Annotated in this window: 14 protein-coding genes; 5 read left to right on the top strand and 9 right to left on the bottom strand. The window is 61.3% G+C overall.

Annotation, left to right across the window (positions count from 1 at the left end; translation table 11 throughout):
* Nucleotides 1–103: 103 nt before the first annotated feature.
* The 5 genes from NKH54_RS19825 to NKH54_RS19845 all read left to right on the top strand — a co-directional run bounded on the left by NKH54_RS19825 (nt 104) and on the right by NKH54_RS19845 (nt 3053).
* On the top strand, nt 104–871 hold the full coding sequence (locus NKH54_RS19825) for a hypothetical protein (RefSeq protein ID WP_023825853.1): 768 nt from the start codon (nt 104–106) through the stop codon (nt 869–871).
* Nucleotides 872–1264: 393 nt separating this feature from the next.
* Nucleotides 1265–1660, top strand: coding sequence for an avidin/streptavidin family protein (locus NKH54_RS19830; RefSeq protein WP_023692446.1), 396 nt, complete (start codon nt 1265–1267; stop codon nt 1658–1660).
* Between the two features lie 98 nt (nt 1661–1758).
* On the top strand, nt 1759–2169 hold the full coding sequence (locus tag NKH54_RS19835) for a hypothetical protein (protein WP_352667925.1): 411 nt from the start codon (nt 1759–1761) through the stop codon (nt 2167–2169).
* 412 nt (nt 2170–2581) lie between these two features.
* Complete coding sequence (locus NKH54_RS19840) at nt 2582–2854, top strand: hypothetical protein (protein ID WP_155923938.1); 273 nt, start codon at nt 2582–2584, stop codon at nt 2852–2854.
* A gap of 115 nt (nt 2855–2969) precedes the next feature.
* Nucleotides 2970–3053: a MucR family transcriptional regulator gene (locus NKH54_RS19845; protein ID WP_081731033.1), complete on the top strand. Its 84-nt coding sequence runs from the start codon at nt 2970–2972 to the stop codon at nt 3051–3053.
* A 170-nt stretch (nt 3054–3223) separates the two neighbouring features.
* Here NKH54_RS19845 and NKH54_RS19850 read toward each other — a convergent pair whose 3' ends face one another.
* The 9 genes from NKH54_RS19850 to NKH54_RS19890 are packed head-to-tail and all read right to left on the bottom strand — an operon-like array spanning nt 3224 to nt 11599.
* Nucleotides 3224–3502: a DUF2274 domain-containing protein gene (locus tag NKH54_RS19850; protein ID WP_023692449.1), complete on the bottom strand. Its 279-nt coding sequence runs from the start codon at nt 3500–3502 to the stop codon at nt 3224–3226.
* Between the two features lie 13 nt (nt 3503–3515).
* Complete coding sequence (locus NKH54_RS19855) at nt 3516–4733, bottom strand: TraB/TrbI/VirB10 family type IV secretion system protein (protein WP_352667928.1); 1218 nt, start codon at nt 4731–4733, stop codon at nt 3516–3518.
* 10 nt (nt 4734–4743) lie between these two features.
* Complete coding sequence (gene trbG / locus NKH54_RS19860; RefSeq protein WP_352667930.1) at nt 4744–5772, bottom strand: P-type conjugative transfer protein TrbG; 1029 nt, start codon at nt 5770–5772, stop codon at nt 4744–4746.
* Entirely contained in the window at nt 5762–6493 is a 732-nt protein-coding gene (gene trbF, locus NKH54_RS19865; protein WP_023724108.1) for a conjugal transfer protein TrbF, read from the bottom strand. Before trbF ends, trbG begins: the two co-directional genes overlap by 11 nt.
* The gene (gene trbL / locus NKH54_RS19870) at nt 6494–7816 is read right to left on the bottom strand and encodes a P-type conjugative transfer protein TrbL (protein ID WP_352667932.1); all 1323 of its coding nucleotides are present in this window, start codon (nt 7814–7816) and stop codon (nt 6494–6496) included.
* A gap of 36 nt (nt 7817–7852) precedes the next feature.
* The gene (gene trbJ / locus NKH54_RS19875; protein ID WP_353028772.1) at nt 7853–8578 is read right to left on the bottom strand and encodes a P-type conjugative transfer protein TrbJ; all 726 of its coding nucleotides are present in this window, start codon (nt 8576–8578) and stop codon (nt 7853–7855) included.
* A complete protein-coding gene (gene trbE, locus NKH54_RS19880; RefSeq protein WP_352667936.1) occupies nt 8575–11025 on the bottom strand; it encodes a conjugal transfer protein TrbE in 2451 nt (816 codons plus the stop codon). Before trbE ends, trbJ begins: the two co-directional genes overlap by 4 nt.
* Nucleotides 11019–11291, bottom strand: coding sequence for a VirB3 family type IV secretion system protein (locus NKH54_RS19885; RefSeq protein WP_023689361.1), 273 nt, complete (start codon nt 11289–11291; stop codon nt 11019–11021). The genes trbE and NKH54_RS19885 overlap by 7 nt, the downstream gene beginning before the upstream one ends.
* Entirely contained in the window at nt 11291–11599 is a 309-nt protein-coding gene (locus NKH54_RS19890) for a TrbC/VirB2 family type IV secretion system protein (protein ID WP_023669260.1), read from the bottom strand. Before NKH54_RS19890 ends, NKH54_RS19885 begins: the two co-directional genes overlap by 1 nt.

Here is an 11599-nt window from a genome sequence, read left to right on the forward strand (position 1 = left end):
GCCCTCGAACCCAATCCCTAAGCCGAATTATACCGGCGCGATCCGATTGAAATGGCGACTGACGCGTATGGCTTTTTGAACGCCGTCGAGTACAACTCTCGCTATGGGGATCTCGCTCTATCGACAGTTCCGGAAAACCTTAAAGGGGACGCCGCTCACCGGGCGCTATATGCCCTACAATTGGTCGAACTTGCCCAATCCGATTGGCGTCCAATGGATGGCGTATTCGTGGATGCTCGACGAATTTGGGCGTGAGCTCGCCAATACCATCAATAGATTTACCAACGACGTCCATAGCCTGACAGCTTGGTCAAGGGTGATCCAGTCGCTAACGCAGAAGAAACAATTTGACGCGACCCATGAATTCATCGACACACTCGCCACCAACGCCTTGAACTCTCCCTATGTAGTCAAGGGGCGCTTCGGCTTCGCCGCCGCCCATCTGTGCCATCAGGCGAATATGCTCAAGCGGCCAGCCACCTGGAGCGACGACCTGCCGCTCGACTACGACATCTATCCCCACGTGGCTGACAAGTATGGCAAGTCTTGGCGAGGCTACAAAGGACTTAAGCGCGCGCTTGACGCCATTGGCGCAAGTGCCTTCCGCGGTGGCACCGACGATTTCCGCAATGCCTACAATCATCGTTTCTCGCCGCGGTTTGTGGTTGGAATGACGCAACTCGTAACGCGGATCGTCAACGAGAAGACGGGCCAGGTCCGTTACGGGTTCGGCGGACGTGAGCCGCTCGACCTTGCCAAGATTGTGACCTTGCTGGAGCGAGAACAGATGCTGTTCTACGTCGCGTTCGCTAGCTTCCAAGAACTCGTACGCGAACACGAAGCGGCAATCCGAGAACAAGCCCAATGCTAGTCAGCGAATGTTCAGTGGCGCAGGGGGAGTGCGCCGATCTGAGGGGTGCATTCAATATCTGCGTCTAGAAACTGCCGTCCGGTGCGGGCAACAATTCTGTCTGAAATCAGATCCTGGACAGAGTCGTTCTTCTATTGCCGGCAACAAAGCGCAATGCGGGACAGAAAGATTGGTTGGAATGATGGATTGGCTCCGGAGGGGCGGCGGTCTCTTGTCGCCGTCGTCAGCGCATTGGATTCATCGGCCATGACGAGTGGTGAATCTAGGCTGGCTGGTTTTCTGTCTTGATTGCTTATCACCCCTTTTTCTCCCACAACTGACGGAACGTGCCTTGCTTCGTCAAGCTCCCTTTGGATATAAGCCACACAAGGTCGACCTTGGGAGGAATGTAACGTGCGAAAAGTTGAGACGGCGCTCAAGCTGCTTTCGATGACTTCAGGCAACGGTCCCGACTTTGCCGGACATTGGAAAAACGAGCTTGGTTCGAAGATGTTTCTTGCCGTTGTGGGGAACAAAGTGTCCGGTTCATATACGACCGCGAAAAGCGGGAGCGGGAAGTCCTTGACCGGAGACGTGGCCGGATTTGTAAATGGCGATCTAATCTCGTTTGTCGTCGCCTGGCCGGTAGCAGCGATAACTGCTTGGGTAGGGCAACTGACTACCGCTGCAGATGGTTCAGACGTTCTCGACACTCTTTGGCAGATGACGCAAAACGTTGCCGATGCCGAGGAACCCGACGATATGTGGGCTTCAATCAACGCAGGTGCGGATCAATTCGTTCGGGAATAGCCGCTGCCAGGTTTCGGCTGTTGCTCTCGCTCGAAGGTTCGGCGATGGTGGACCTGTGATCTGACGAAGGCTAGAATAGCCGGTCTTACCTGTCCCGGATGTATAAGTTCGTCAGACCATTTGGCGCACCGATTTTGACCGCAGCTTGCCAATTGCGAGGATTTCCGCAACTTGGCAACAAGGACGGCGTCTGGCTGACCTTGTTCCTCGACCACCTGGCCCGATCCGGATCTAGCCGCCGAATGGCAGCGGTGCCCTGGGCGCGCCTGGGTATCAGGACGGTGATTTCAGCGGAGAATCGTATGACGAGGCTGCTGCATCAGACGACCGAGGGGCTGAGCGAAGTGGCCGTGCCTGACTTCACTTTGGCGCAAGTGCGTGAACATCTCCGCCGGTCCGGCCGCGATCCTAAGTTCCTCCCTGACGACGTGCTGCTGTCGCTTACACGTCCCACATTGGCGGCGATCTATTGCCGAATTCCCGGAAGCGAGCGCTGGGCCGGCTGTTAGCGAATATGAGCTAATCGATCGATATTGGCGAAGGGCGACGATAGAGAACCGCACCCAGGCGCGTTCCATGCCAGCGACGGATATGCTTTGCTCCGTCTCGCTGGCACGCTACTTGATGGGAGTGCGATCTATCCGTGGACGGCCAGCGTTGCTGCCAGACTGGCCGTTGCAGACGCGACTCGCGATCGGCTCATCACCGCCGGCGTGCTGCGTCCCGCGCAGAGTCGGCCGCCTACCTGTTGTTGGAGCTCATGCCGAAAGGGCAGCGGACGTCCTGCTGGGCGACCACGCCGCAGCGCCGGTTCCCGTTCGCCATCAAATTAGGCGCTTGCTGTGCCGTGCCGCACCACGGCGACGCTTGGTCGAGACGATCACTCGCATGAGCGAGTGCACAGACAGTTCGGACCGTCTGATGGTCGCCGAACTTGCGGGATGGATGCCGATCGAGGAGTCTGTGGAGTTTCTCGAAGGCTTGGTCGACGGCGAGTCAGAAGCGGTTGAAAAGGCGGCTCTGGTCGCGTTGCGACAGCAACAGGCCGACGCCGAGACCGCAGAGCTCATCGCCGCTTTGCCGGACCAACCGCAACCGCGGCAGTGGGCTTGGCTACATGCCCTAATTCGGCGTGGCGACCCCGCTCACCTCGCAGACCCCAAGCCATCCGCGTTCGATCCATGCTTTGCTTGACCATCTTGGGGAATATTTCCGGGAGGAAGCGAATTCGCTGCTCAAGAAATGATCGAAGGAACTGGCGGACGCGGCCGAAAGGCTCGAGAAAAACTCCCACCGGTAGATCGCACGCATGCACGGCCCCGATACATACCAGGCGAGGTGGGGACTGGCGAAGGATTATCCCGTGGTCGCCCTGAACTATTCGGCCGCCTGATAAGCGCTGGCAAAATCGTTAGGTTTGGGAAGGAAGGCTGCTCCGGCCAAGAAAACCTACCTCAACGCGTAAAGCGAAAGCCTGATCTCAATTTTGCGAAGCGCTCGCTGGGACCGGCCGCAACGCGGTCAGGATCAAGAACCTAGCGTGCGACCAAACGACACCAAGCGCTACCCGTTGTCCAGCGTGGAAGATGATTGCCTTCGTGGTTTCTCCGACGCGCCAGCGCCCAGTAAACCTTCCTTTCTGGCCTTGGCAAATGCCCGGTCACCTTCCAGAAATCCGACCAGCATAAAGGGGATCAGTTCAGCCACGGTTTCGGACTCGCCATAGGTCTGACGGTAAAGTGCGGCATAGTCATTAAGTGCTTGGCTCAAGTCGGCGCCAACGGTGATGGTGATCTTCGAAGGTGTCCGGTCCGGAAGTTTTCCGAGTTTCAAATTAGCCATCAAGTCCTCCTGTTCACCCCGTATATGGCCGCAACACGAGGTCCTTGTGCACGACGACGCGCAACGGCCAACCAGGGCGGACAGTGATCGTGGGTTGGACGTTCAGGTTCTTTTCCGTGATCCGTTGGCCGGCTTGACTGACGTTCTGCTGGGCGGATTCACGAATTGCCTTGACCAAGTCGCTTTCATTTTCCCCAAAGCTCAACTCGGTACCAACCCCCAGCAATGTGGCCACCGCGACGCCCTTGATCAGCTGCCAAGTATGGAAATCCACTTTGTCCTCGAGCCCGGCATAGCCGGCCGCGTCGGTCACGGGCAGATTGTCGATTTCGATAGATGAGCCGTCCGGCATCACGATGCGTTGCCACACCAACAGAGCGCGCCTTTGCCCAAAGGCTACAACGCTGTCGTAGGTGCCGATCAGCCGTGAGCCCTGCGGGATGAGCAGGATGCTGCCGGTGACGCTGTCGTGCACATTCTCGGTGATCTGGGCGACGACAAGGCCGGGCAGATCGGAATTGATGCCGGTGATCAGGCTTGCAGCGATCACGCTACCGGCCATGATCTGATAGGGCGAAGCCGGCGTCTGCAGTGTATGCGGGTTGTAGATCCCGCCGGTATTCCGTTGATCGATGAAATCGAGCTTGCGCTGTTGATTGTTCGGGTCGCCCTCGGCCGGCGCGACGGAAGCTCGCTGGCCTTCTGTATTTGGCTGCGGAGACGCCGTCTCGAAAGGCGAACGTCCGCCCTGCCCATTGCCAAAAGCTTCCGTCTGCTGGGGCCGGTTTTCGATGCGGAAGAGGACTTGCGACTCGCGCGCCTCAATCGCTTGTTGTGCAAGCCGCTGGGCCTCGGCGGAAACGTCTTGCCCTGGTGCGATGCCAAGCTGGCGCTGGTGCTCGAGAATAGGACGGCCGAGATCCCCAGGCAGCGGCGGTCCAAGCACCGGAGCCTTCGGCTTGCTCCCGGAATAGTCCTTGGGCAGCGTTTCAAGTCCCTCGGCGGTCGGCTTGCGGTCCGTGCTGTAGAGCTCTTCGGGCTGCTGTTTCAGGCGCAATGCGGGTCCCCGCAGCGCCATCATCGTGACGCCAAAAACAGCGCCGGAACCAACAGCAGCGATCGCGACGATTATGCCGCGCCTGAACCGCACCGCTCGGCGGGGCGAGGCTCGCAGCTGCAGCTGTTCGGGATTGAGCTTCGGCAGAGCATTCGGATGGGAAGTATCGTTCATGAGCCTCCCCTCACCTGCCAAAACGCGAAAACAGCCAAACCCGCCGCGGCGGTTGCCGACCGTCGCTTCTCGTAATGCGCACCACCTGCTGTTGCTTGGTGCCAAGCCGCAGCTCGGCCGCAGCAAAGAGGCGATCGACGATGTAGTAGTTGCCGCGCATGCGATAGTTGACGAGCTGGTTGTCCCCGTCGGCTCCGACGATGAAGAGCGGCGGCGCCTCCCCTTGGTCGATACGGCTCGGAAATTCGATATACACCCTGCTGCCATCGTCGAAGGCACGCGTCGGTCTCCACGGTGGCGTGTCGCCGGCGATCGAATACCGGAAGCGGATGTTTTCGAGTGCTATGTTCGAGGCCGCGGGCATTTCAGCCTCGGCCTGAGCGTTGCGCCGCCGAAGCGCCACGAGTTGGTCTTCGCTGTAAATCCAGGAGAGCGCCGCCATGGCAGTTTTCTCAGTGCTTTGAAGTTGCAGGTGATAGGATCGCCTGTCCGTCGTGATGACCAGATTGGTGGCAAGCCCCGGCGCGAATGGCTTCACCAGCACATGAGTGCGCTGGTCATCGCCTGAGCCACTAACGGTGTCACCGATCACCCAACGGACCGTATCGCCGGCTGAGACCGAGGTCAGCTTCTCGCCCCGCTGCAATGAGATATCGGTGACGCGCTCCGGCGCGGCGTAGAGCTGGTAGAGCGCGCCGTCGGCAAAGGGGTAAACCTGCACCGCATTGACATAGCCAAACTTGGTGGGTTGTTGCGTCGCCGCCTTGTTGGCATCGGCGACCTGTTCTTCCGGCGAGCGCTTATCTGGGGCGGGCTTGCCGGGTGCGGGCATCAACTGACCAGGCAACGGTAACGGTTTCGGCACTTCCACGACCTTGACCGGCTTCTCCGGCGCCTTCTCGATCGCGGCTGGTTTGAAGTCCTCGTGGTCATAGGAAATCTGAGGCGGCGGCACTGGCTTCGAGGCACAGGCCGAAAGAACCGCAGCAGACGCCGACAGGATCAAGGCAGCACGAAGCAATGGGGCTCTATTTGTCATTGGCGGGCTCCTTAGGGGAAACGGGGGTTGGCGCGGCGCTGTCGAGCTCGCGCGACCAGTCGATGGCGTTGATGAAGACGCCGAGCGGGTTCTTGCGCAGCTGCTCGGTTGTCCTAGGCGGGCGGATGAGGATGGTGAGGATCCCGATCCAGCGCGTCGTGCTGGCGAGGCTGCCGCGCTCGAACACCTGCTCGGTCCATTTAACCTGGAACGAGCTGTCGGAAGCCCTGACCACGCTGGTCACCTGCACTGACACGCTGCGCGTGCCGATTTGGCCGAAAGGGTCGTTCGCCTTGGCATATTCGTTGAGGAAGAGCGCCGCTCGGTCGGTGGCAAAGTCGTAGGCCGACAGCCAATTCTGCCGCACCAGAACCGCATCGGTGGAAACCGAACGGACATTCTGGATGAAGCGGCTGAGATGCCAGGCGATCTGGGCATCGTCGGGCTGGTAGTTTTGGACTGCCGGCGCGACCGCGTGCGCCTCGCCAAAGCGGTCGACCTCGACGACATAAGGCACGACGCGGCCCTGCATCGACTGCCACAGAAGCCCACCGGAAAGCCCCGTCGTCAGAGCCAGGCAGCCAAAGGCCATGAAGCGCCAGTTCTTGGCCTGGACGCGCGCCGTGCCGATGCGCTCATCCCAGAGTTGGCTGGCCTTCTGGTAGGGTGTTACGGGTTCGGGCGTCTTTCCATAACGCTGAACGGGTCGCTTGAAGAGCATCTAGTCTTCCTTGTCATTGAGGGAGGGATTGGCGCCGCTTCCGCCCCGATCTCCATCGCGCACCGCCTGCGTGGCAGCATTGCGATGGGCGCGTGCGGTCTGTTCGGAACGCAGACGCCTTGCCCAGACCGGCGCGGGGTCAGAGGCTGCAGCGGGCGAGGTTCCTGTCTTTGACGCGGTCGGCATGCCGCCGGTCGCGGTCCAGCCGGCATCGCGACCGGCGTCGGCACTACGGCGGAATGGTTCTGCTGCGGATCGCATTCCCCGCATCGCGGCGCCGCTAGCGGCACTCGCAACCCCATGTAGCCCAGCAGCTACCCCGGACAGCCCGGACTCGGGCGATGTCGCGCGCCCCGTCTGCCAAGCGACGGTGGCAGCGGACCCCATGGCGGCGCCGGCACGGACTGCGGCGAGGCCGCCGCCTGTTGCCATGCGCGCGCCGGCAAACGCAGCGCCTCCGACAACGAGCGTTGATCCAGCTGCGGCCGCCGTTGTTCCAAGTGCCGCGCCGGCGCCAAGCTGCGGCGCGCCGGAAACAAGACCCGAGGCAATCCCGGGGCCGAAAATGCCGAGCCCAAGCAGCGCCAGCGCACCCAGTACCTGAGACATGGCCGCCGCCAGGTCCGGCTCCTGGCCCTGCAGGGCGGAAGCGAACTCGCCAAAGAGCGTGGAGCCGATGCCGACGATGACGGCAAGCACCATCACCTTGATGCCCGACGAAATCACATTGCCGAGCACGCGCTCGGCCAGAAACGCCGAGCGGTTCCAGAGCGCGAAGGGCACCAGGACGAAGCCGGCCAGCGTGGTGAGCTTGAACTCGAGGATGGTGATGAAGAGCTGGATGGAAAGAATGAAGAAGGCGATGAGGACCAGGAACCAGGCCAGAAGCAGCACGAAGATGGTGAGCGCGTTACCGAAGATCTCGGGGAAGCCTACTAGCTGGCTCGCTTGATTGAGGAGCGGCCAGGCGCCCTCGAAGCCGGCCGCGGCAATGCGGCCTGGCCGCAGGAGACTGTCGGCGGACAGGTTGCCGGCCGATGCGTTGATGCCGAGACCGGCAAAGGAGCGGTAAATTATGTCGGCGAGGTTCTTGAAATTGTTCAGGACGAAGGCGAAGGCGCCGACATAGAGCACTTTGCGAACAAGCCGGCCGAGAATGTTGGGCTCGCCGCCGAACGCCCAGACCAAGCCCGCGAGCGTGATGTCAATGCCGATCAGAATGGTGGTGAGAAAGGCGACGTCGCCCGAAAGCAGACCGAACCCACTGTCAATGTAGCGGGTAAAGGTCTCCATGAAGCGATCGATGACTCCGAGGTCGTTCATGTCGCCGCCTTCCTCGTTGTCTTGAAGAACTGCCGCTCAGTTGCCGGGATAAGCCGTGCCGGTGCCCAGGAAACGCTTCGTCGTCTCGCGAGCGGCTTCCTCAGACTGCGCCTTGCGCGCCGCATCCTCGGCTTCGGCCCGGAACTGGGTCGCAAGCAGCGTCTCGATCTGCATCTGCTGCTTGGTCGAAAGCGCGATCAGCTGATTGGTAGCCTGGCTTGCCTCGAGGGCACCTGCCGCGCCCTGACTGCGATTGACGAGATCGGTAAGCGGGTCGCCATCGGCCTGCACGTTCTCGACGATCTGCGACTGCGCGCTCATGGTCTGGCGGAACGCCTGCATGGCGCTCTGCCAGCGCTCGCGCGCGGCGCTCGCCACATCGCTGACCTTGATGGTGGCGTCGTAGCTTTCCGGATATTGCTGGCGCCACTGGTCCTGCAGCTTGTCGAGATCGAAGCTCAGGCCGCTCGCCTGGGTCATCAGACCGTCAATCCGTTGGAGCGAGCCGGTAAGCTGGCCCACGGAAGAGAAATCCAGGCGCTGAAGGTTGCGCGCCATGTTCTGCAGCATGGTCGCCTGGTTCTGAAGCGACTGGATTTGGTTGTTGATCTGCTCCAATGCGCGTGCTGCCGACAGCACATTCTGCGTATAGTTGGACGGGTCAAACACGATGAGCGCATAGGCCGGCTGGACGTAGTCAGCCATCGGTTTGGCAATCAGGGAAACGGTGACCAGGCTAGTAAAAAGGCGGCGTCCGATCATGACGATTGCTCCTTGTTAGGTTGAGGAAATTGCTGGAGAAGCTCGGCAGCCCAATCCAGGCCGCGCGCACTGAAGAAACGGGCGGCAAAGCTGCCCTGCCCTTCTTCGGAAAGAATATTGTCGATCAGGGTCTGCGCGGCCGGGTCGGAGGCGCCGCAAAGCGCAAGAGCGATCGGGCCTAGCCCGAGCTCGAAGAGGCGATTGCCGCGGCGCGACTGCAGATAGTAGTGGCGCTTCGGCGTGGCGCGGGCGACCAATTCGATCTGTCGCTCATTAAGACCGAAGCGCTCATAGGCTGCCCGTGCCTGCGGCTCCACCGCACGATCATTGGGGAGAAAAATGCGCTGCGGGCAGCTCTCGATGATTGCGGGTGCGATAGAAGAGCCGGCGATGTCGGCAAGCGACTGCGTCGCGAAGATGACGGAGACATTTTTCTTACGCAGCACCTTAAGCCATTCGCGGATGCGGGCGGCAAAGAGCGGGTTGTCGAGATAGACCCAGGCCTCATCGAGCATGAGCAGCGTCGGCCGCCCGTCAAACCGGTCCTCAAGACGATGGAACAGATAGGTGAGCACAGGCAGCACAGCGCCTTGGCTGTGCATCAGCTCCTGGGTCTCGAAACACTGCACATCCGAGATGGCCAGCCGGTCGTCATCGGCATCGAGCAGGCGGCCGAATGGTCCGTCGAGCGTGTAGGGCATCAATGCCGATTTGAGCGCATTGGACTGAAGCAGGACCGACAGGCCAGTCAGCGTGCGTTCCTGCGCCGGCGCGGTGGCGAGGCTGGTGAGCGCCGACCAGATTGCCTCCTTCACCTCCGGGGTGACTGTGACATTCTCGTGGGCAATGAGGCCGGCGATCCATTCGGCCGCCCAGCTCTGTGTGGCCGGGTCGTCGATGTGGCGCAGCGGCTGGAAACCAAGCGCACCATTCGCACCCAACGCATGGTGGTCGCCGCCCATGGCAAGCGCGGCGGCGCGGGCCGAATTGCCTTTGTCGAAGACATAGATTTGCGCGCCAGCGTAGCGCCGGAACTGCAAAGCGATCAGGGCAAGCAGAACCGACTTGCCGGCACCGGTCGGCCCGACAATCAGCATGTGGCCGACATCGCCGATATGGGTCGAAAGCCGAAACGGCGTCGAGCCGCTGGTTTCGGCGAAAAGAAGCGGCGGAGCGTAATCGCCGGTGACCTCGGCAAGGTGCTCGTTCTCCGCTGGACCTGCCCACACGGACGACAGCGGCACGAGATGGGCAAGGTTAAGCGTGTGAACGAGCGGCTGGCGAACGTTGGCGTAGACATGACCCGGCAATGAACCAAGCCACGCTTCGACGGCATTGATGCTTTCGCGAATGGTGGTGAAGCCGAGCCCGTTGACGATCCGCTCGACGGCGCGAAGCTTTTCCGCGGCGGCTTTACGGTTCTGATCCCACACCGTCACCGTTGTGGTGAGATAGCCGAAGCCGACATGATCGCCGCCCAATGCCTGCAGTGCTGCATCGGCATCGAGCGCCTTGTTGTCGGCGTCGCTGTCGACGAGAGGCACCGGTTCGTTGGTCACCACCTCGCGCAGAATAGCCGCGATCGATTTGCGCTTGGCAAACCACTGCCGGCGGAGCCGAGTCAGCGTCTTCGTGGCTTCCGCCTTGTCGAGTGGAATGAAGCGCGTCACCCAGCGATAGGCGAAATCCTGGTTATTGAGCGCATCAAGGATTCCTGGCCGGGTGACGTTCGGAAAGCCGAGAACTGTGAGCGTGCGCAGATGCTGCTCGCCCAGCATCGGCTCTAGGCCGCCGGTCAGCGGCGCGTCAACCAGGACGCCGTCGAGATACATTGGTGTTTCCGGCACGGCAACCGGATGACGGCGTGTCGAGATCGTGCCGTGCAGGTACGTCAGGCTCTCGGCATCGTCGAGCGCGCGCACCTCGGGCACGAAGCCCGAAAGAAGACCGAGAACGCGGTCAGTCTCGTCTCGGAACCGGGCAAGCTCCTGGCGCCAGTCTCTTTCCCCTCCCAAGTCATGCGAGTCGACGAGAGCACTTTCCGCGCGCGCTTGGCCATCGGGCCCAGGCATGAAGACCAAGGTCAGATGATAGATGCTCTCGAAATGCGCGACCTTGCCCTCGAAGGCCGCGCGCCGTTCCTCATCGATCAGCCATGAGGCAGCATCGGGAAGGGCCGAGCTCGCATAGCCCAGCGCTTCGATGCGCTCGGCCTCGAAGAATAATGCCCAGCCAGAGCCGAGCCTTCTCAGCGCATTGTTTGCCCGCGCGCATATGCCGATGAGTTCGGCCTCCGTCGCGCTTTCAAGGTCGGGGCCACGAAACCGCAATGTCCGTTGGAAGCTGCCATCCTTGTTGAGCACGATGCCGGGCGCGACGAGTGCTGCCCAGGGCAGATGGTCGGCAAGCCGGTCGGCTTTGCCGCGGTATTCGGAAAGCTTCAGCATGCAAGCCAGCCCTTTTGACGAAGATGACGGACAAGCACGCTGGCAAAATCCGGATCACGCCGTGCGGCAAAGACCGCGAGCGTGTGGCCGGCGATCCAGAGGATCAGACCCGCAATCCACTGCTGCAGGCCTAGGCCGATGGCCGCGGCCACCGTGCCATTGAGGATCGCCACCGCCCGCGGCGCGCCGCCGAGCAGGATCGGCTCGGTGAGCGCCCGATGGACCAGAACCTCGAAGCCTTCGATATGCTGCTCTCCGGTGCTCATCAGACGACTGCCCCGCCGCCAAAGGAGAAGAAGGAAAGAAAGAAGCTCGAGGCCGCGAAGGCGATCGACAGGCCGAAGACGATCTGGATCAGCCGGCGGAAACCGCCCGCCGTGTCGCCGAAGGCAAGGGTCAGACCGGTGGTGATGATGATGATCACCGCGAGGATCTTGGCGACCGGCCCCTGCACCGATTCCAGAATCTGCTGCAGCGGCTGTTCCCACGGCATGCCGGAGCCGGCAGCGTGGGCCTGGGCCGTGAGAAGAAGCGCGACGGCGGCGAACGAAAGAAAGCGAAGCTTCTTGCGCAT

It is taken from the genome of Mesorhizobium sp. M1004 (genome assembly GCF_040318795.1).
Classification (GTDB): Bacteria; Pseudomonadota; Alphaproteobacteria; order Rhizobiales; family Rhizobiaceae; genus Mesorhizobium.